This window comes from Hydrogenophaga sp. (assembly GCF_019264445.1).
In the GTDB taxonomy this organism is placed as follows: Bacteria; Pseudomonadota; Gammaproteobacteria; order Burkholderiales; family Burkholderiaceae_C; genus Hydrogenophaga.
Map to the genome: position 1 here is coordinate 34,302 of NZ_JAHVAB010000058.1, position 20,396 is coordinate 54,697.

General features: G+C 65.1%; 19 protein-coding genes. 13 read left to right on the forward strand and 6 right to left on the reverse strand.

The window, feature by feature from the left end:
- Positions 1-120 precede the first annotated feature (120 nt).
- The gene (ppk2, locus tag KXJ60_RS11120) at positions 121-1,041 is read left to right on the forward strand and encodes a polyphosphate kinase 2 (RefSeq protein WP_291127194.1); all 921 of its coding nucleotides are present in this window, start codon (positions 121-123) and stop codon (positions 1,039-1,041) included.
- A 107-nt stretch (positions 1,042-1,148) separates the two neighbouring features.
- On the opposite strand, the gene KXJ60_RS11125 is transcribed toward ppk2, so the two are convergent.
- On the reverse strand, positions 1,149-2,177 hold the full coding sequence (locus tag KXJ60_RS11125) for an extracellular solute-binding protein (RefSeq protein WP_291127486.1): 1,029 nt from the start codon (positions 2,175-2,177) through the stop codon (positions 1,149-1,151).
- Positions 2,178-2,420: 243 nt separating this feature from the next.
- Here KXJ60_RS11125 and KXJ60_RS11130 point away from each other — a divergent pair, with 243 nt between their 5' ends.
- Positions 2,421-3,251, forward strand: coding sequence for a patatin-like phospholipase family protein (locus KXJ60_RS11130; RefSeq protein WP_291127196.1), 831 nt, complete (start codon positions 2,421-2,423; stop codon positions 3,249-3,251).
- A 201-nt stretch (positions 3,252-3,452) separates the two neighbouring features.
- Here the strand turns inward: KXJ60_RS11130 and KXJ60_RS11135 are convergent, their stop codons facing one another.
- Complete coding sequence (locus KXJ60_RS11135; protein ID WP_291127197.1) at positions 3,453-3,995, reverse strand: phasin family protein; 543 nt, start codon at positions 3,993-3,995, stop codon at positions 3,453-3,455.
- 259 nt (positions 3,996-4,254) lie between these two features.
- Here KXJ60_RS11135 and KXJ60_RS11140 point away from each other — a divergent pair, with 259 nt between their 5' ends.
- The 8 genes from KXJ60_RS11140 to KXJ60_RS11175 all read left to right on the forward strand — a co-directional run bounded on the left by KXJ60_RS11140 (position 4,255) and on the right by KXJ60_RS11175 (position 11,864).
- Positions 4,255-5,241, forward strand: coding sequence for a histone deacetylase (locus tag KXJ60_RS11140; protein WP_291127198.1), 987 nt, complete (start codon positions 4,255-4,257; stop codon positions 5,239-5,241).
- On the forward strand, positions 5,238-5,684 hold the full coding sequence (locus tag KXJ60_RS11145; RefSeq protein WP_291127200.1) for a thioesterase family protein: 447 nt from the start codon (positions 5,238-5,240) through the stop codon (positions 5,682-5,684). Before KXJ60_RS11140 ends, KXJ60_RS11145 begins: the two co-directional genes overlap by 4 nt.
- Positions 5,681-6,403, forward strand: a complete 723-nt coding sequence (locus KXJ60_RS11150) for a nitroreductase (RefSeq protein WP_291127202.1) — start codon at positions 5,681-5,683, stop codon at positions 6,401-6,403. The genes KXJ60_RS11145 and KXJ60_RS11150 overlap by 4 nt, the downstream gene beginning before the upstream one ends.
- A 37-nt stretch (positions 6,404-6,440) precedes the next feature.
- Entirely contained in the window at positions 6,441-6,788 is a 348-nt protein-coding gene (locus KXJ60_RS11155) for an FKBP-type peptidyl-prolyl cis-trans isomerase (RefSeq protein WP_291127204.1), read from the forward strand.
- 75 nt (positions 6,789-6,863) lie between these two features.
- A complete protein-coding gene (locus tag KXJ60_RS11160; protein ID WP_291127206.1) occupies positions 6,864-8,276 on the forward strand; it encodes a sodium:proton antiporter in 1,413 nt (470 codons plus the stop codon).
- Positions 8,277-8,297: 21 nt separating this feature from the next.
- Positions 8,298-9,287: a D-glycerate dehydrogenase gene (locus KXJ60_RS11165; RefSeq protein WP_291127207.1), complete on the forward strand. Its 990-nt coding sequence runs from the start codon at positions 8,298-8,300 to the stop codon at positions 9,285-9,287.
- A gap of 10 nt (positions 9,288-9,297) precedes the next feature.
- Positions 9,298-10,686 (forward strand): DNA recombination protein RmuC, encoded by a 1,389-nt coding sequence (gene rmuC / locus KXJ60_RS11170; protein WP_291127209.1) that lies wholly within the window; start codon positions 9,298-9,300, stop codon positions 10,684-10,686.
- A gap of 8 nt (positions 10,687-10,694) precedes the next feature.
- On the forward strand, positions 10,695-11,864 hold the full coding sequence (locus tag KXJ60_RS11175; protein ID WP_291127488.1) for an MFS transporter: 1,170 nt from the start codon (positions 10,695-10,697) through the stop codon (positions 11,862-11,864).
- Positions 11,865-11,876: 12 nt separating this feature from the next.
- Here the strand turns inward: KXJ60_RS11175 and KXJ60_RS11180 are convergent, their stop codons facing one another.
- Positions 11,877-12,563: a TetR family transcriptional regulator gene (locus tag KXJ60_RS11180; RefSeq protein ID WP_291127210.1), complete on the reverse strand. Its 687-nt coding sequence runs from the start codon at positions 12,561-12,563 to the stop codon at positions 11,877-11,879.
- A 211-nt stretch (positions 12,564-12,774) separates the two neighbouring features.
- Between KXJ60_RS11180 and KXJ60_RS11185 the strand changes: the two genes are divergently transcribed.
- From KXJ60_RS11185 to KXJ60_RS11195, 3 genes are read left to right on the forward strand one after another with little or no spacing between them, the layout of a single operon-like run.
- Entirely contained in the window at positions 12,775-13,983 is a 1,209-nt protein-coding gene (locus KXJ60_RS11185) for an efflux RND transporter periplasmic adaptor subunit (RefSeq protein ID WP_291127212.1), read from the forward strand.
- 12 nt (positions 13,984-13,995) lie between these two features.
- The gene (locus KXJ60_RS11190; protein WP_291127213.1) at positions 13,996-17,160 is read left to right on the forward strand and encodes an efflux RND transporter permease subunit; all 3,165 of its coding nucleotides are present in this window, start codon (positions 13,996-13,998) and stop codon (positions 17,158-17,160) included.
- Position 17,161: 1 nt separating this feature from the next.
- Positions 17,162-18,706 carry an efflux transporter outer membrane subunit gene (locus tag KXJ60_RS11195; protein ID WP_291127215.1) on the forward strand — a complete coding sequence of 515 codons (1,545 nt, stop codon included), beginning with the start codon at positions 17,162-17,164 and terminating at the stop codon, positions 18,704-18,706.
- A gap of 137 nt (positions 18,707-18,843) precedes the next feature.
- On the opposite strand, the gene KXJ60_RS11200 is transcribed toward KXJ60_RS11195, so the two are convergent.
- From KXJ60_RS11200 to KXJ60_RS11210, 3 genes are read right to left on the reverse strand one after another with little or no spacing between them, the layout of a single operon-like run.
- On the reverse strand, positions 18,844-19,713 hold the full coding sequence (locus KXJ60_RS11200) for a TIGR00730 family Rossman fold protein (RefSeq protein WP_291127217.1): 870 nt from the start codon (positions 19,711-19,713) through the stop codon (positions 18,844-18,846).
- A 43-nt stretch (positions 19,714-19,756) separates the two neighbouring features.
- On the reverse strand, positions 19,757-20,062 hold the full coding sequence (locus KXJ60_RS11205; RefSeq protein WP_291127219.1) for a hypothetical protein: 306 nt from the start codon (positions 20,060-20,062) through the stop codon (positions 19,757-19,759).
- Entirely contained in the window at positions 20,059-20,337 is a 279-nt protein-coding gene (locus tag KXJ60_RS11210; protein ID WP_291127221.1) for a hypothetical protein, read from the reverse strand. The genes KXJ60_RS11205 and KXJ60_RS11210 overlap by 4 nt, the downstream gene beginning before the upstream one ends.
- Positions 20,338-20,396 lie beyond the last annotated feature (59 nt).

The following is a 20,396-nucleotide window of genomic DNA, read 5'->3' on the forward strand; positions in this document are numbered from 1 at the left end:
GAGGGGGATGTGACGTTGACGTAAACGTCAATGGGTGCGCGATTATGCGACACCGCAGCGTCACACCGATGTCATGTGGCGCTCCTAGGCTGGCGGTTTTGATTTGGATCTGGAGTCCTCATGTTTGACAGCCCTGACGAGCTGATGCGCCGCATTCACAACGACCTGATGGATGGGTACGACGAAGAGCTGGAAATGGAGCTGGAAGACCGCCATCTGGATGAGGCCTTGGCCGGCTCACCCGGCGCGGGCACGTTGAACGCTCAGAAGGAAGCGCGCCGCACTTACTTTCGCGAGCTGTTCCGCCTGCAGGCGGAGCTGGTGAAGTTGCAGGACTGGGTGGTGGCCACCGGGCACAAGGTGGTGATCCTTTTCGAAGGCCGCGACGCTGCAGGCAAGGGTGGCGCGATCAAGCGCATCACGCAGCGACTGAACCCGCGCGTGTGCCGTGTGGCCGCATTGCCCGCGCCCAACGACCGCGAGCGCACGCAGTGGTATTTCCAGCGCTACGCGGCGCACCTGCCGGCCGCCGGAGAGATGGTGCTGTTCGACCGCAGTTGGTACAACCGCGCGGGTGTCGAGCGCGTGATGGGCTTCTGCAACGACGAGCAGTACGAGGAGTTCTTCCGCTCGGTGCCCGAATTCGAGCGCATGCTCGTTCGCTCAGGCATCCAGCTCATCAAGTACTGGTTTTCGATCTCGGACGAAGAGCAGCACCTGCGCTTCCTGGGTCGCATCCACGACCCGCTCAAGCAATGGAAGCTGAGCCCGATGGATCTTGAAAGCCGCCGTCGCTGGGAGCTTTACACGCAGGCCAAGGAAGTGATGCTGGAGCGCACGCACATTCCGGAATCGCCCTGGTGGGTGGTGCAGGCCGACGACAAAAAGCGTGCGCGCCTGAACTGCATTCACCATTTGTTGCAGCAGATGCCTTACGGCGAGGTTGACCGCCCGACGATCACGCTGCCCGAGCGCGTGCGCCACGAGGGCTACCGCCGCCACCAGGTACCCGGCGAAATCCACGTGCCGCAGGTGTACTGAGGCCCATGACAAAAGCCCGCGGTTGCGGGCTTTTGTCGTTTGTAGAACGGCTCCGGCTCGGCCGGATTGACGATGGCCCCACCGTTGAGTGGGGTGTCGCTGCGCTCTTACTTGTACCCGACCCGGTCGAGCATCTGCTGGACCTTCGTCATGTTCTTCGCCACCACACCCAGCGGCACGTTTTCCGCCTTGAAGTTGTCGCCACCCATGGCCTTGATGGCGGGGTTGTCGATCTTCAAGCCCTTGACCGTGGGGAACTCGTTGTTGCCGTTGGCAAAGTAGTCCTGGGCGAAGGGGCTGGAGAGGAACTCCATGAACTGGATCGCGTTGTCGCGGTTCTTGGCGTACTTGGCGACGCCGGCGCCAGCGATGTTGACGTGCGTGCCGGTCGTGCCCTGGTTGGGGAACACCACGCGCACCTTGTCCACCACGGCCTTGTCTTCGGCCTTGGTCGACTTGATCATGCGCGCGAGGTAATAGGTGTTGGTCAGGGCCACACCGCATTCACCCGATGCCACGCCTTTGATCTGATCCGTGTCGCCACCTTTGGGCGCGCGAGCCATGTTGTCGACCACACCTTTGAGCCAGGCCTCGCCCTTCTGGTCGCCGAGCCGCTCGACCACGGTAGAGAACAGCGACAGGTTGTACGGGTGCGAGCCCGAACGCGTGCACACCATGCCCTTGAGCTTGGGGTCGGCGAGTTGTTCGTAGGTCGCCACGTCTTCGGCTTTGACGCGGGACGGGTCATACACGATCACGCGTGCGCGGGTGGAAAAGCCGGTCCAGGTCACACCGTCAGGCGTGGCCGTGGCGCGCAGGTTGGCCGGAATGGCCGCATCCAGCTTGGCGGATTTGATCGGCTGGAACAGGCCCTGCGTGTCGGCCACCGCCAGACGGGCGGCATCGACCAGCATGATCACGTCAGCCGGTGATGCCGCGCCTTCGGCGCGCAGGCGCGCAATGATGCCGGCGTCGTCTGCGTCCACACGGTTGATCTTGATGCCCGTGGTGCGGGTGAAGGTGTCGTACATCACCTCGTCGGTCTGGTAGTGCCGGGCCGAGTAAAGATTCAGGACTTTGTCCTGGGCCAGGGCGGTGGACTGAATGCTCAGCGTCGCGGTGACGGCAACGGCCATCACAGCCAGGGTGGGGAATCGGGTCATCACGCGGTCCTTCGGTTGTTGTGCGGGTGGCGGCGCAGACAGGTCGCGCGCCTTGAAAAGTGGGTGGCGAATCGTCAAGGAGATAATTCTGTGATGATGCTATCACAAACGCGAATCGTTCTTAATAAAAACCCGACCCGGTGGATCTGGGTATTGCTCCTGCTGCTGGCGGGATGTGCAAGCGGGCCGCCCAAACCGCCTGATGCGCCCGTCGTCGTGCCTTCCCAGCCCGTGCCAGAGGTGCCCACCCGGGCGCCTCGTCTGGGCTTGGCGCTGGGTGGCGGCGCCGCCCGGGGTTTTGCGCATGTGGGCGTGATTCAGGTGCTGGAGCAGAACGGCATCCGGCCCGATCTGGTGGTGGGCACCTCTGCGGGCAGCATGGTCGCCGCCATGTACGCCAGCGGCAAAAGCGCTGCAGAACTGGAGGCGGCCGCTTTGGCGATGGAAGAGGCGACGCTCACCGACTGGTCGCTGCCCATCATGGGGCGTGGCATGTTGCGTGGCGAGGCACTGACCCGCTATGTGCGCCAGGCGGTGGGCGGAAAGCTGCTCGAAAACATGCAGATGCCACTGGGCGTGCTGGCCACCGACCTCGCCAGCGGGCAGGGCGTGCTGTTTCGCCGTGGTGATGCGGCTCAGGCCGTGCGCGCATCCAGTGCCGTGCCGGGCGTGTTCGCGCCGGTCCATATCGCTGGCCGGGACTATGTGGATGGCGGGCTGGTTGCTCCGGTGCCGGTGCGCTACGCCCGCGACATGGGCGCTGAGGTGGTTCTCGCGGTGGATATTTCGAGTGCACCCGAAGGCAACAGTTCGGTGGGCAGCGTGCAGGTGTTGCTGCAGACCTTTGCAATCATGGGTCAGAGCATCAATCGCCATGAGCTGGCGGGTGCAGATGTGGTGTTGCGGCCAGCACTCGCCGGGGTCGGCAGTGCGGATTTCACGGCACGCCAACGTGCCATCGAGGCGGGCAGGGCCGCGATGCAGGCAGCCCTTCCGCAGTTGCGGACCCAGCTTGCCCGCCGCTTGCCCCTGGTGGGGCGGCCATAAAAAAAGCCCCCACTTTGCAGTGAGGGCTTAAGGGGTCCGATGAAACCGAATTTCGAAAAGGACCCGAGGAGACAACCAGAAAAACAGACCTGAAAATCAAGCGCTGCCTTTGTGTGGGTCAAGCGCGTCGTGAATTGATACTAGTTTGGCCGGCTTGACACGTGTCCAGCGGGCCGATCAACGGCACGATCGCGGTGATGTTCAGCGCTTCTTGGCAGCCGTCTTCGTGGCGTTCACGGCAGAGGCGGTCACGGTGTTGAAGTTGGCTTCGGCCATTTCGGTGGCTTGCTTGACAGCCTTCTGCACCGATTCCATGGCGTTGTTGGCGGCAGACACGGCGCTCTTCATCACGGCGACGGCGGTTTCAGAGCCGGCAGGTGCGTTCTTGGAAGCATTGTCCACAACGGCCAGAAACTTCTTCTGGGTATCGCTGGCCTGGGCTTCAGCTGCCTTGCCGAACTCAGCGGTGGTGCCCGAAGCGATGTCGTACAGGTGGCGGCTGTAAGCCACGGTCTTTTCGGCCAGGGGCTGCATCAGGTTGGCTTGCAGGGCCAGCAGTTCCTGGGCGTCTTTGACGCTCAGCAGGGCCTGGGTGCTGTTGGCGGACTCGGACAGGGCGGCCTTGGTGGCTTGCACGTTGAGTTCGACCAGCTTTTCCACGCCTTCGAAGGCTTTCTGGGTCAGGCCAAAAATCGTTTCGATGTTGGCTTTCTGGGCGGCAATCAATTGTTCGGCGGTCAACATATTCATACTCCTAAACTTGTAAAAAAACAGGGCTTAGTTGAAGGCTGCTGAGAACACCGCGCTGTCTGGACGCTGTTGTTTTCGTTCGCTTTGCTGCGCTGCAACATGGATCGAATTATAGGGATTACCCGAGGGCTTGCAACTCTTTTTTGCTGCGCTGCAACATTCTAGGGGCGATCTCCTAAAAGTTGCCGCCCGCGCTGCGGATTGAACATCCGCACACAATGAGCGCGCTTCATGGTCCTTGCGGTGGCCTCACGTGTTTGCCTTCTACGCCGATCATTTCGTTTTGCCTCTACCCAGCGGCCACCGCTTCCCCATGGCCAAGTACGCGCGTCTGCGCGAGCGGCTGTCGTTGGAAATGCCGGGTGTGCAGTTGCAGGAGGCGCTGCCCGCGAGCCGCGGCGAACTGGCCTTGGTGCATTCCCCGGCCTACATCGAAGCGGTCGCATCGGGCACGCTGACCGCAGCCGCCCAGCGCGAGATCGGTTTTCCGTGGAGCCCCGCCATGGCAGAGCGCGCTCATCGGTCTGTGGGCGCCACCCTGCAGGCCTGCCGCAGCGCGATGGCAGGCGGCGGGCTGGCTGCCAATCTGGCCGGCGGCACGCACCATGCCTACGCCGACAAGGGCAGTGGTTTCTGTGTGTTCAATGACTTCGCCGTGGCCGCACGGCTGATGCAGGCTGAACATGCCCGCGGTCACCGCGCACGCGGGCCGCTTCGGGTCGCCATCATCGATCTGGACGTCCACCAGGGCAACGGCACGGCGTCGATCTTTGCCAACGACGGCTCGGTGTTCACGCTGTCGATGCATGGGGCGAAGAACTTCCCTTTCCGCAAAGAACCGAGCGACCTGGACGTTGAGCTGCCCGACGGTTGCGGCGATGTGGACTACCTGGAAGCCCTGGAGCGGGCATTGGGCGAGCTTGAGCGCCGCTTCGAGCCCGATCTGGTGTTGTACCTGGCTGGCGCCGATCCCCACGAGGGCGATCGGCTGGGGCGCTTGAAACTCAGCTTCGATGGTCTCGAAGCCCGAGACCGCCGCGTGATGGATTGGGCCTGGTCGCGCCGCGTGCCGCTGGCGTTCGCGATGGGCGGTGGCTATGGCCATGACCTGGAGGCCACGGTGCAGGTGCAGATGAACACCTACCGCACGGCGCTGGACTACGCAGGGCGCTGGGCCTCGCGCCCGTCCACCGCCCACGGCGTGAGCGCGGCGACCCACTGGCACAATGCCGCCGCATGAGCTCAAGCCCGCCTTCTCGTCCGCAAGCATTGCCGCGCAGCGCTTACCGGGTGTTCCGCCCGATAGGTACGCGCTGGGGCGACAACGATGTCTACGGACACGTCAACAACGTGGTGTACTACAGCTGGTTCGATACAGCAGTCAATGCGCACCTCATCGAACAAGGTGCCCTCGATATTCACACGGGCCCGGTGATCGGGCTGGTGATTGAAACGCAGTGCAACTACTTTGCCCCGCTGGCTTTTCCGCAGACCGTGTGGGCGGGTTTGCGGGTGGCACACCTCGGCAGCTCGAGCGTGCGCTACGAAGTCGGCCTGTTTGCGGACGGTGAAGATCGTGCCGCTGCCTGCGGTCACTTCGTGCACGTGTACGTTGACAGGCACACGCGGCGCCCCGTTCCCCTGCCTGACAACCTCAAAAAAACCCTGGAGACCTTGCGATGAGTCTGAACCCCACTTCGACAGTGATTGATGCCGCCAGCGTGGACGCGGCCATTCGCAGCCGCATGTCGGCCCGTGCCTTTCTGCCCGACCCGGTGCCCCGTGCCACGATCGAAGCGTTGCTCAGCCTGGCCAGTCGATCCCCTTCGGGCACCAACACGCAGCCCTGGAAGGTGTATGTGTTGCAGGGAGAAAGTCGCGATGGGCTGGTTCAGAAGGTCTGTGCGGCGCACGACGCTTTGCGGGCCGACCCCACCCTGGCTTCGGAGTACCGCGAAGAGTACGACTACTACCCCGAGAAGTGGGTCAGCCCCTATATTGACCGCCGCCGTGAAAACGGCTGGAGTCTTTATGGCCTGCTGGGCATCACCAAAGGCGACAAGGACAAGATGCACGCGCAGCACCAGCGCAACTTCCGGCTCTTCGATGCGCCTGTCGGCCTCATGTTTACCGTGGATCGGGTCATGGGCAGGGGCTCGCTGGTGGACTACGGCATGTTCCTGCAGACGCTCATGATTGCCGCCCGTGGCCATGGTTTGCACACCTGCCCTCAGGCCGCCTGGAACGGTTTCGCAAAAATCATCCTGCCGCACATCGGTGCGGGCGCCGAGGAGATGCTGGTGTGCGGCATGGCACTGGGTTATGCCGATCCCTCCGATCCTGTCAACGGCTTCCACACGCCACGCGAGAGCGTGGAGAACTTCACCCGCTGGCTGGAATAATCGGTGGTTCCGTTTTCAACATTTTCAAGGACACAACATGATCACCACCCCCAGCGGCCTGCAGTACGAAGACACCGTGGTTGGCCAAGGCGAAGTGGCCAAGGCCGGTCGTCCTGTGCAGGTGCACTACACCGGATGGCTCTACAACGACGGCGTGCAGGGTTCCAAGTTCGACTCGAGCAAGGACCGTGGCCAGCCTTTTGAATTCCCGTTGGGCGCCGGTCATGTCATCAAGGGCTGGGACGAAGGTGTGCAGGGCATGGCCGTGGGTGGCACGCGTCGCCTGGTGATCCCGGCCGCCCTGGGCTACGGTGCGCGCGGGGCGGGTGGTGTGATTCCGCCCAACGCCACGCTGCTGTTCGAAGTGGACCTGCTGGCCGTCTGAAAAATCAAACAAAAAGGATGCTGACGCTGGATCGCTGGCGTCAGCCGGTGTTCGCGAACACCTCTGGAGACCAAGATGAAACACCGATTCGCGCCCTGGGTGGCGCTGGCCGCCTTGCTGCTGCCCGGGTTGGCGCGCGCGGCCGATCTGGACGGCAGCCAGCTCTCCCTTCTGTGGGGCGTGCCGTTTGCTGGCGTGCTGCTCTCCATTGCGTTGATGCCGTTGCTGGCCCCGACCTTCTGGCACCACCACTTCGGCAAGGTGTCGGCGGCCTGGGCGCTCGCGTTCCTCGTGCCCTTCGCGGTGGTGGTCGGGCCCGCGGTCACAGGCGCCAGCGTCGTGCATGCGCTGCTGGCGGAATACATTCCATTCATTGTTTTGCTGACCGCGCTGTTTGCGGTGGCGGGTGGCATCTTTGTGCGCGGCAACCTGCACGGAAGCCCGGGCCTCAACACGGGCTTGCTCGCCATCGGCGCGGTGCTCGCGAGCTTCATGGGCACCACCGGCGCCTCCATGCTGCTGATCCGCCCGCTGATCCGCGCCAACGACAACCGCAAGCACCAGGTGCATGTGGTGGTGTTTTTTATCTTCATCGTCTCCAACGCGGGTGGCTCGCTCACACCACTGGGCGATCCCCCGCTGTTTCTCGGGTTCCTCAAGGGTGTGGACTTTTTCTGGACGGTGACACATCTCTGGGGTCAGGCGCTTTTCCTGATCGGCGCGTTGCTCGTGCTGTTCTATGCAATTGACTGGTGGTACTACCACCGTCGCGAGGAGATCGCGCCCATGGATCCGACGCCGGACACCCAGCGTCTGGGCTTTGACGGGAGCTTCAACTTCGCCTTGCTGGGCGTGGTGGTCGTGCTGGTGTTGATGAGCGGCCTTTGGAAATCCTCGGTGGTGTTCAACATTGCAGGCACTGAAGTGGGACTTCCCGGCCTGCTGCGAGACGTCGGCCTGATCATCGTCACACTGGTGTCGCTCAAGCTGACGCCGTCCAGCGTGCACGAGAGCAACCAGTTCAACTGGGGGCCGATGCTGGAAGTGGCCAAGCTCTTCGCCGCCATCTTTCTCACCATCATTCCCGTGATCGCCATGCTCAAGGCGGGCGTGAACGGCCCGTTTGGCGCAGTGGTGCGCGCGGTCACCAATGCCGATGGCTCCCCCAACCCGGCCATGTACTTCTGGGCCACAGGCCTGCTGAGCTCGTTCCTCGACAACGCGCCCACCTACCTGGTGTTTTTCAACACCGCCGGCGGTGATCCGAAGGTGCTCATGACCGCCATGGCGCCCATTCTGGTGGCCATTTCTGCCGGCGCGGTGTTCATGGGTGCCAACACCTACATCGGCAACGCGCCCAACCTGATGGTCAAGGCGATTGCCGAAGACCGTGGCGTTCGCATGCCCAGCTTCTTCGGTTACATGCTCTGGTCGGTCGGCATCCTCTTGCCGCTGTTCGCGCTGATGACCTGGATCTGGTTCGTCTGACACTGAAGGAAAGCCCCACCCATGAGCACCCGTCCCTCCATCCTCATTGCCCGCAACGTGTTCCCCGAAGTCGTGGCCAAGCTGCGCGAGCACTTTGATGTCGACACGAACGACGAAGACAAGCCCTTGACGCCCTCGCAACTGGCCGAGCGCCTGCAGGGCAAGGCTGGCGTGATCACCACGGGCAGCGAGCGGGTGGACGCCGCGCTGATCGCGGCCTGTCCGCAACTCAAGATCGTGGCCAACATCGCGGTGGGATACAACAACTTCGACCTGCCGGCGATCACCGCCGCTGGCGTGCTCGCCAGCAACACCCCCGACGTGCTCACCGAGACGACGGCCGACTTCGGCTTTGCCCTGCTGCTGGCCACGGCGCGCCGTCTAACGGAGAGCGAGCATTTCCTGCGCGCAGGCCAGTGGAACCGTTGGGCGCTGGACATGTTTGCGGGCGCCGAGGTCAACGGGAGCACCCTGGGCATCCTGGGCATGGGCCGCATCGGTCAGGCGATCGCGCGGCGGGGAGCGCATGGCTTCGGCATGAAGGTGATCTACAACAACCGCTCCCGCCTGGACGCCCAGACCGAAGCCGACTGCAAGGCGCGCTACGTGGACAAGGCGGAGCTGCTGCGCACAGCAGACCACCTGGTGCTCGTTCTGCCCTACAGCGCGGAGTCTCACCACGCCATCGGCGCAGCTGAGCTGGCCCAGATGAAACCCACCGCCACGCTGGTCAACATCGCACGCGGTGGCATCGTGGACGACGCCGCTTTGGCGGCGGCGCTGCGCGACAAGCGCATTGCTGCGGCCGGGCTGGACGTGTTCGAGGGCGAACCCAAGGTGCACCCGGACTTGCTGACGGTGCCCAACGTGGTGCTCACGCCGCACATTGCGAGTGCCACCATTGCCACCCGCAAAGCCATGGCGCACCTGGCGGCCGACAACGTGATCGCCTACCTCACGCAGGGCAAGACGGTCACCCCGCTCAACCCTGAAGTCGCTGGCAAGCGTTGAACGCCACTCGATGACGACCGACCTTGTGCTCTGGCTGTTGCTGGCCCTGCTGGTCCTGAACCTGGCACTGGGGCTGTGGCTGGTGTTGCGTCGCGCGCCGGTCGATGCGCAGGAGCTGGTGCACCGGGAACGCGTGCTCGACCTGCTCCAGCAACAGGGGCAGCAAACCGGTCAACGCCTGGAGCGGGTGGAGAGCGAACTGCGCCGTGAGATCAGCGAGCAATCGCGCGGGGGGCGCCAGGAAATGCAGCAGACGCTGGCCACCTTCCAGGAGACGCTGTCGCGCCAGGAAGCTGAAGCCACACGCACCCAAAACGCGCAGCTCGACGCTTTCGCGTTGCAGCTCGTGCAGCTGCGGGGCACGCTGGGCGACACGCTCACCCGACAGCTGCAAGACATGAGCGAGGGCAACGCGCGCCGCCTGGCCGAGATCCGCACCACACTGGACGCGCAGCTGGCGCAGCTGCAGCAGAGCAACGCCGCCAAGCTCGACGAGATGCGCGCCACCGTGGACGAAAAACTGCAAAGCACGCTGCAGGCACGCCTGGGCGAGAGCTTCAAGCAGGTGGCGGACCGGCTGGAGCAGGTGCACAAAGGCCTGGGCGAGATGCAGACGCTGGCGCAGGGCGTCGGCGATCTCAAGCACCTGCTGACCAACGTGAAGACCCGCGGCATGTTTGGGGAAGCGCAGCTCTCCGCGCTGCTCGAACAGGTGTTTGCACCCGATCAGTACGCCACGCAGGTGACCACGCGGCCAGGCAGCCGCAACGCGGTCGACTTCGCGATCAAGCTGCCCGGGCGTGGTGACGATGGTCGGCCGTGCTGGCTGCCTATCGACGCCAAGTTCCCGAACGAAGACTACGAGCGCCTGCTCGACGCGCAGCAGCGCGCGGACGTGGAGGGCGCCGAACTGGCCGCGCGCGGGCTCGAGCAACGCATCCGGCTCGAAGCCAAGTCGATGGCCGACAAGTACCTGGAGCCGCCGCACACCACCGACTTCGCCATCCTCTTTCTGCCCACCGAGGGCCTCTACGCTGAAGTGCTGCGGCGCCCCGGGCTGATGGAAGTGCTGCAGCGCGAGTACCGCGTGACGCTGGCGGGGCCCACCACGCTCATGGCCATGCTCAACTCGCTGCAAATGGGCTTTCGCACGCTGGCGCTGGAAAAGCGCTCCAGCGAGGTGTGGCAGGTGCTGGGTGCCGTCAAGACCGAGTTCGGCAAGTTCGGTGACGTGCTTGCCCGCGTCAAGAGCCAGACGCAGACCGTGCTCAACACGCTGGACAGCGCCGAGACGCGCAGCCGCGCCATGGGCCGTGCGCTCAAGGCGGTGGAGGCCTTGCCGCAAGAGCAGGCCAGCGCCTTTTTGCCGCTGGACCCGCACGACAACGGGGACGCTTGAACCCGTCGCTGCGAACCGACCTGGCGCGCCTGATTGCGGCGCAGATCTGCCTGCATGCGTGCATGACCGGCTTTCGCATGGCCGCTCCGCTCATGGCCCTGCGCGAGGGCTACAGCCCTGCGGCGGTTGGCATGTTGCTGGCCTTGTTTGCCCTGGCGCCGGTGTTCATGGCACTGCCGGCAGGGCGCTATGCCGACCGGCGCGGGCTGAAGAAGCCGGTGGCACTCTCGGTGGGTATCGCGACGGTGGGCGCGGCGCTGGCGGTGGCCTTTCCTGTGTTCGCCGTGTTGTGCTTCACCGCGCTCACTTGTGGCGCTGCCACGGGCCTGGCCATGATTGCGCTGCAACGCCACGTGGGCCGTCTGGCCCACGGTCCGCTTGAGCTCAAGCAGGTGTTCAGCTGGATGGCCATCGGGCCGTCGATCTCCAACTTTCTGGGGCCGTTTGCGGCCGGGGTGATGATCGACAGCTTCGGCTTCCGTGCGGCATTCCTGCTGCTCGCGCTGTTGCCGTCGCTCGCCTGGTTCTGGGTGCAGCGAACGGTGGAGCACGAGCCGGTGGCCGCCGAACTGCGGCACAACAGCGGCTCGTCGTGGAACCTGCTGCGCGACAAGGGTTTCCGCAAGCTCATGGTGGTCAACTGGTTGCTGTCCTCGTGCTGGGACGTGCACACCTTCCTGGTGCCGGTGCTGGGCCACGAGCGTGGGCTGAGTGCCACGGTGATCGGCACCATCCTGGGTTCCTTTGCGCTGGCGGCCACCGCCATTCGTGTGCTCATGCCGTGGATGGCATCGCACCTGCGTGAGTCGGTGGTGATTGGCAGCGCCATGGTGGCCACGGCGCTGCTGTTCGCGGTGTATCCGCTGGTGCATGCCGCTTGGGCCATGGGCGCGCTCTCGGTGTTGCTGGGCCTGGCGCTGGGCTCGGTGCAGCCGATGATCATGAGCTCGCTGCACCAGATGACCCCGCACCACCGTCATGGCGAGGCGCTGGGCTTGCGCGCGATGGCCATCAACGGGTCGAGCGTCGTGATGCCACTGATGTTCGGCTCGGCTGGCGTGCTGATGGGTGTGGGGGCGGTGTTCTGGCTGGTGGGAGCGGTGGTGGGGCTGGGCTCGCCACTGGCATGGACGCTGCCAGCCCCGCCGGCTGAAGCGCCTCAGCGCATGCCACCCTGAGCGCCTGGGGCCTCAGACGGCGGCGAGTTTTCGGGGGGTGGCGCCGGTGCGGCGTTGCAGTGCACGCTCGGCGTGCACGACAAAGCCCAGTCCCTGGAGATAGCCGTCCATGATCAGCCGGCCGCTCTTGACGAGATCGAAGGCGTCGGGTTCGAGCAACCAGTTCTGAATCAGCCCGTCCATGATCACATGCAGGCCCAGCGCAGCGGTGGCCACCGGCATGCTCAGGGCAATGCCTTCCCGTTGCACCGCTTGTTGCAGGATTTCCTGCGTCATGGAAATGCACTGGTTGCGCACCTGCAGATGGCGGTCGCGCACAGCCTGCATTTCGCTCACGTATTCCACCTTGTGCGTGGCCACCTCGAACACCCGGCGGGTCTGTTCGTCGCTGGCGGCTTGCGTCAACGCATTCATCATCGACTCGCGCAGCGAGAGCAGGGGGTTGGCGGTGGTGTCCGCGGTGCGTGCGGTGCAGGCGAGCGTGCCCTCCAGGGGCAGGGTCACGCGTTCCATCATGGCGTTGAACAGGTCTGCCTTGTCCTTGAAGTGCCAGTAGATGGCGCCGCGCGTGGTGCCGGCGGCGGTGGCGATGTCGTTGAGCGAGGTGCGCGAAACGCCACGCTCCTGAAACAAATGCTCGGCAGCATCCAGCAGGCTGTGTCGCGTGGCGAGCGCGTCGGCTTTGGTGCGTCGGACCATGGTGTTGTGTCTCCAGAATGGAAGCCCTTGGGTAACTGGTGGACTATACATACATTCTTGGATGTATGTATACTTCGCCGTTTTGCGGCAGCGCCGCCGGGTAGGCTATGACCCCACTCCGGCGCCTTCACCCCCTTCATACCCAAGGATTCCCATGCCCGCCTTGAGCCCGATCAAGCTTGCGCCCGTCTTGCGCTCCCGCTTCTCCCCCATGTCCTCTGTCCCCCTGATGCGCGGTTTGTCCGTGGTCGCACTCGCGGTGGTGCTGGCGGCTTGCGGCAAATCTGCGCCGCCCCAGGCCGCTGCCCCCGGTGGCGGCATGCCGGCACCCGAAGTCGGTGTGGTCACGGTGGCTCCGGGCGATGTCGGCCTCGTGACCGAGCTGCCGGGCCGCCTGGAGGCCTCGCGCGTGGCGCAGGTCCGCGCGCGCGCCGCCGGCATTCTTCAGGAGCGTCTGTTCCGCGAAGGCAGTGACGTGAAGGCGGGGCAGGCACTGTTTCGCATCGACGCCTCGCCGTATGCCGCCGCGCTGCAGAGCGCACAGGCAAGCCTGGCGCGCTCGCAGGCCAACCTCACACAAGCCACCGCATTGGCCGAGCGCTATGCGCCGCTGGTGAAGGAAAACGCCATCAGCCAGCAGGAGTTTGCGAGTGCCGTGGCGGCGCAGAAGCAGGCCGAGGCCGATGTGGCCGGTGGCAAGGCTGCGGTGCAGACCGCCAATATCAACCTGGGCTATGCGCGCGTGACGGCGCCGATTTCTGGCCGCATCGGCCGTGCGCTGGTGACCGAGGGCGCGCTGGTGGGGCAGGGCGAGGCCACTCAGCTGGCAGTGATCCAGCAGATCCATCCGATGTATGTGAACTTCACGCAGTCTGCCGCCGAGGTGTACCAGCTGCGCAAGGCCATGGAAAGTGGTCAGCTCAAGGGCGCTGGCGCGCAGGCCGCGGCGGTGCAGGTGGTGATGGAAGACGGCAGTGTGTACGAGCAGCCAGGCCGTCTGCTGTTTTCCGATCTGACGGTGGACAGCGCCACCGGTCAGGTCACGCTTCGCGCCGAAGTGCCCAACCCCAAAGGCACTTTGCTGCCTGGCCTCTATGTGCGTGTGCGCCTGGAGCAGGCCAAGGCCAGCAACGCGATCACCTTGCCCCAGCAGGCTGTGACGCGATCCGCCCAGGGCGACACGGTGTCTGTGGTCGGTGCCGACGGCAAGATCGAATCGCGCCAGGTGAAGGTGGGTGGCCAGCAGAACGGCAAGTGGGTGATTCTGGACGGGGTGAAGGCCGGCGAGCAGGTGATGGTCGATGGCTTCCAGAAGCTCCAGATGATGCCGCCGGGCACGCCCGTGAAGGCCGTGCCCTGGCAGCCGCCGGGCGCAGCGCCTGCACCCGCGGCAGCCCCTGCGGCCGCGCCGGCCAAGTAAGGAGCGCCCGACATGGCGAAGTTTTTTATCGACAGGCCCATCTTTGCGTGGGTGATCGCGCTCTTCATCATGGTGCTGGGCGGCGTGTCCATCACCCAGTTGCCGATTGCGCAGTACCCACCGGTGGCGCCCCCGGCCATCATCATCAACGCCACCTACCCGGGTGCGTCGGCCGCCACGCTCGAAGACAGCGTGCTCTCCGTGATCGAGCAGGAAATGAACGGCTCGCCCGGCTTGATCTACATGGAGTCGGTCGCGCAGGCGAACGGCACCGGCAGCATCACGCTGAGCTTTGAGACCGGCACCAACGCCGATCTGGCGCAGGTGGACGTACAGAACCGGCTATCGCGGGCCTCGCCGCGCCTGCCTGCGGCGGTGACGCAGCAGGGCGTGCGCGTGGACAAGTCGCGCAGCAACTTCCTGCTGTTTGCGATCCTTTCCAGCGACGACCCCGCCTGGGATCCGGTGGCGCTGGGCGACTATGCGTCGCGCAGCGTGGTGCCCGAGTTGCAGCGCCTGCCCGGCGTGGGCCAGGCGCAGCTGTTTGGTACCGAGCGCGCCATGCGCATCTGGATCGACCCGGCCAAGCTGCTCGGCTTCAACCTGAGTTCGGCCGATGTCACCAACGCCATTCGCGCGCAGAACGCGCAGGTATCGGCCGGTGAAATCGGCGCGCTGCCCAACGTGGGCGGCCAGAGCATTGCGGCCACGGTGGTCGTGAATGGCCAGCTGGGCAGCGTTGAGCAGTTCGGCAACATCGTGCTGCGTGCCAGCGCCGATGGCGCCACGGTGCGCCTCAAGGATGTGGCCCGCATCGAGCTGGGTGCGCAGGCCTACGCCACCTCGGCGCGGCTGAACGGCAAGCCGTCCACCGGCATTGGCGTGCAGCTCTCGCCGAGTGGCAACGCGCTGGCCACGGCCGACGCGGTGCGCAAGAAGATGCAGGAGCTCGAGCGCTTCTTCCCCAAGGGCATGAGCTGGTCGATTCCGTACGACAGCTCGCGCTTTGTGAAGATCTCCATTCAGCAAGTGGCGCAGACGCTGGGCGAAGCCATGTTGCTGGTGTTCCTGGTGATGTTCCTGTTCCTGCAGAACTTCCGCTACACCATCATCCCGACCATCGTCGTGCCGGTGGCCTTGCTGGGGACCTTCGCCGTGCTGTTGGCCATGGGGTTCTCCATCAACGTGCTGACCATGTTCGGCATGGTGCTGGTGATCGGCATCGTGGTGGACGACGCCATCGTGGTCGTGGAGAACGTCGAGCGCATCATGAGCGAGGAGGGCCTGCCGCCCCTGCAAGCCACGCGCAAGGCCATGACGCAGATCTCCGGCGCGATTGTCGGTGTGACGGTGGTGCTGATCTCGGTGTTCGTGCCGCTGGCCTTCTTTGCGGGCTCGGTGGGCAACATCTACCGCCAGTTCTCGGCGGTGATGGGGGTGTCCATCGCCTTCTCGGCCTTCATGGCGCTGTCGCTCACACCCGCGTTGTGCGCCACCTTGCTCAAGCCAGTCGAGGCCGGGCACAACCACGACAAGAAGGGCTTCTTCGGCTGGTTCAACCGGGGTTTTGCCCGCACCGCCAAGCGCTACGAAAGCGGCGTGGCTGCGCTGCTGCCGCGCGCGGGCCGCACGTTGATCATCTACCTGGCCATCGTGGCGGCGGCGGCGGTGGTCTACATGCGCCTGCCCACGTCGTTCCTGCCGGGTGAGGACCAGGGCACGATGCTGGTGAACGTGCAGCTGCCTCCGGGTGCCACGCAAGAGCGCACGCTGGAAGTCATGAAGCAGGTCGAGGACTACATCCTCAAGCAGCCCGAAGTACAGAGCATGGTGGGCGTGCTGGGCTTCAGCTTCTCGGGGCAGGGCCAGAACGCGGCGCTCGCTTTCATCACACTGAAGGACTGGGCCGAACGCAGCGGCCCAGGCAGCTCTGCAGAGGCGGTGGCCGGTCGCGCCTTCGGTGCGCTCTCGGGCATTCGCGATGCGTTCATTTATCCGCTGAGCCCGCCGCCCATTCCGGAGCTGGGTGCGTCCTCAGGCTTCAGCTTCCGTCTGCAAGACCGCGGCGGCCTGGGCCGGCAAGCGCTGCTCAACGCGCGCAACCAGTTGCTGGGCATGGCCTCGCAAAGCAAGGTGATCACCCAGGTGCGGCCCGATGGCCTCGAAGATGCGCCGCAGCTGCAGATCGACATCGACCGCGACAAGGCCAACGCCCTGGGCGTGGGCTTCGATGCGATCAACGCAGCCATTGGCACCGCGCTGGGCTCCAGCTACGTGAACGACTTCCCCAACGCCGGGCGCCTGCAGCGCGTGGTGGTGCAGGCCGATGCACCCGCCCGCATGCAGCCGGAAGATCTGCTGCGCCTGAACGTGGTGAACAACAAGGCCCAGGCCGTTCCGTTGTCGGCCTTCGCGAGCACGAAGTGGATCACTGGCCCCATGCAGACCGTGCGCTACAACGGCTACCCGTCCATGCGCATCAGTGGCAGCGCAGCGCCGGGTTCGAGCACGGGCGCTGCGATCGCCGAAATGGAAAAACTCGCTGCCCAGCTGCCGCAAGGCATTGGCTACGAGTGGACCGGGCAGACGCGTGAGGAAAAGCTGGCGGGCTCGCAGGCCATCATCCTCTACGCATTCGCCATCCTGGCCGTGTTCCTGTGCCTGGCCGCGCTGTACGAAAGCTGGACCATCCCGCTCTCGGTGATTCTGGTGGTGCCGCTGGGTGTGCTGGGCGTGTTGCTCGCCACCTTGATGCGCAACTATTCCAACGACGTGTACTTCCAGGTGGGGCTGATCACGATCATCGGTCTCTCGGCGAAGAACGCGATCCTGATCATCGAGTTCGCGAAAGACCTGCAGGCCCAGGGCAAGAGTGCGATTGCGGCGGCGCTCGAAGCCGCTCATATCCGCTTCCGCCCGATCATCATGACCTCGATGGCATTCACCCTGGGTGTGCTGCCTCTGGCACTGGCCTCCGGCGCAGGCTCGGCCAGCCAGCGTGCCATTGGTACCGGCGTGATCGGCGGCATGGTCACCGGCACCATTCTCGCGGTGGTGTTTGTGCCGATCTTCTTTGTGGTGGTGCGCACGCTGTTCAAGGGCAGCGAGCGCCAGCGCCAGCGCGACGCCGAACAGGCCGCCGCTCACCATGGTTCAGGAGTGCAGACCGATGCTTGACATGACCCCTTCCCGCGCCGCCTTCGGCGCCATCCCTCCAGGGGGGCGCACCGTGCGGACTGGCCAAGCCCGTCCCGCCGCTGCTCTGGACTTCGCGCCCCGTCGCTCGCTGCGGCTTGCGCTGAGTGCGCTCGCTGTGGCTGCGCTGTCGGCGTGCTCGATGATTCCCAAGTACGAGCGGCCTGCCGCACCGGTTGATGCGCAGTACCCCGCGCTGGCGCCCGCTGCTGCAGCGGGCGTGCCGTCGGGTGCCGAGGTGGCCTGGCGCGATTTCGTGGGCGATGCACGCCTGCGCCAACTGATCGAACTCGCACTCAAGAACAACCGCGACCTGCGCGTGGCCACGCTCAACATCGAGCAGGTTCGTGCGCAATACCAGATCAGCCGCTCCAACCAGTTCCCCTCCATCGGTCTGGCCGCCAGTGGCAACCGCCAGCCCGACGGCACCGGCGGCATCACCAGCGTGTACAGCTTTGGCCTGGCGCTCAGCAGCTGGGAAATTGACTTCTTCGGGCGTCTGGGGGCATTGAAAGAAGCGGCGCTCGCCCAGTACCTGGCCAGCGAAGAGGCGCATCGCGCCGCGCAGACCAGCCTGGTCGCCGCCGTGGCCAGCACCTGGCTCAGCCTGCAGGCCAACGACGAATTGCTGGCCCTGACCGAGCGCACCGTGCTCACGCGCGAAGACTCGCTGCGGCTGAGCAAACTGCGCTTTGACAACGGTGCAACCTCGGCGCTGGATTTGCGCCAGGCCGAGTCGCTCACCGCCGCTGCGCAGTCGGCGCTGGCTCAGCAACGGCGCTTGCGTGCGCTGGACGTGAACGCGCTCACCCTGCTGGTGGGACAGGCGCCGCCGGCCGAGTTGCTGCCGGTGCCGCCCACCATGCCCGCTGCCAATACCGCTGGCGGCAGTGGCGCGGCGGTACCCATGGCGCCCGTGCCGGCCGCCTCCATCCTGCGCGAGGTGCCCGCCGGCCTGCCATCCGATTTGCTCACTCGCCGTGCTGACATCCGCCAGGCCGAGCAGCAGTTGATCGCCGCCAATGCCAACATCGGCGCAGCCCGGGCGGCGTTCTTCCCGCGCATTTCGCTCACCGCCAGCGCAGGCACGGCCAGCAGCAGCCTCTCAGGCCTGTTCAAGGACGGCACCTGGGGTTTCACGCTCGCACCGCAGGCCTTGTTGCCGATCTTCGATGCCGGCCGCAACCGCGCCAACCTCGACGCATCCAATGCGGCGCGAGACATCGCGGTGGCCCAGTACGAAAAAGCCATCCAGACCGCGTTCCGCGAAGTGGCCGACGCGCTCGCGGGCAGCGCCACTCTGGGCGACCAGCTGAGTGCCCAGCAGCTGCAGGCCACTGCAGAGGCCGAGCGCTTCCGTCTGGCCGATCTGCGCTACCGCAACGGTGTGGCGAGTTTCCTCGACGTGCTGGATGCGCAGCGCTCGCTTTTCACCACGCAGCAGGCGCTGGCGCAGACGCGCCTGGCGCAGCAGCAGAACCAGGTGGCGCTCTACAAGGCGCTGGGTGGCGGCTGGGGGCCGGAGTAACCCCCTGCGCCGCTGACGCGGCTTCCCTCTCCGAGGTGAGGCGCCTTGTCCAGAGCACCCGAGGATCCGGCATTGCCGGTCCCAGGGTGCGCCCCTCTTTCAAGGGGGGGGCGCGCAGCGCGGCGGGGGGTGATCCTTCAGCCCTTCAAGTCGTAGAACTTCAGGATGTGCTCCCACGCGGTCTGCGGGTCATCCACATACTTGAAGAGGTTGAGGTCTTCGGGCGAGATCGTGCCTTCTTCAACGAGCACATCCAGATTGATCAGGCGTTTCCAGTAGTCCGAGCCGAACAGCAGGATCGGCACCGGTTTGGCCTTCTTGCATTGCACCAGCGTGATGACTTCGAACAGCTCGTCGAGTGTGCCGAAGCCTCCGGGGAAAGCCAGCAAGGCCTTGGCGCGCATCATGAAGTGCATCTTGCGCAGCGCGAAGTAGTGAAACTTGAAGCTCAACTCCGGTGACACGTAGGGATTGGCCGCCTGCTCGTGCGGCAGGGCGATGTTCAGGCCCACGTTGGGCGCGCCTTCGTCGTGTGCGCCCCGGTTGGCGGCTTCCATGATGCCGGGGCCGCCGCCCGTGCAGATGAAGAGCTGCTCGGCCTTGTTGCACTTGGCGCTGTAGCGCGCCACCGTGCGGGCAAATTCGCGCGCGTGGGTGTAGTAATGCGCGTTGCGCACCATCGCCTTGGCGCGAGCGATCTCGCGCGCGTCGCCGCTGCGCTCGGCGCGCACCAGCTGCTCCTGTGCCTCGCTCGCTTCGCGAAAACGCGCACTGCCAAACACCACGATCGTGTTTTCAATGCCCGCGTCGCGCTGGGCGAGGTCGGGCTTGAGCATCTCCAGCTGGAAGCGGATGCCGCGGGTCTCACGGCGCAGCAGGAATTCCGGGTCGGCAAAGGCGAGACGGTAGGCGTCGGCTTGCAGCGGCAGGCCTTCGTTGGCGTGGGTCTGCAGCTCGGCCCAGGCATCTGCCAGGCGGCGTTCGTTCAGATCTTGTGTGGCTTCCATGGTGTGGACACTCCTGTTTTGCATGTGATTCGGATGATGCCGCTCACAGGGCGAGCGCCAGTGCCAGCGGCACGAAGACCACGGCCTGCGCATTGCCCAGCATGATCATGGCACCGACCTTGTCGGGCTCGTGGTGGTAACGGTCGGCCAGCATGAACTGCATCACGGCCGGCCGCAGGGCCGCGAACAGCATCATCGGCAGCAGCGCGTCGCCCAGCAGCTTCAGACCCGCCAGCATCACGTCGTGTGGGCGCACGTCGGTCAATGCGCTCAGGAACCCCAGTGCGGTGGCGATCATGAGGGGGCTGGTGATGCGGGCACCGACCGAGAAATGCAGCAGGTTGCTCACCTAGAACAGCGCCACCGCCGCCCCGAAATGGGCCGGACCAGCACGCCGCCGCCCAGAATGATCACCGCGCCGCCCACCAGCAGCGTGAGGTGCTCTGCCATGACGAAGTCCCGCGAGGCGAGTGCCGAATACACCAGCACGGGCGCGAGCACGTCGAGTGCGATGCGGTTGAAGGTGCCCATGTCTGGCGCCTGACGGCGCGCATAGCCATAGCCGACAGCCACGATCAGGAAGACCGGGATGATGACGTCAGCGATGCGGGCGATCAGGTCCATGCAGGGCGGGAAAAGACGATGGCAAATGAAAAGGCTCCCGCAGGAGCCTTTTCACGAGG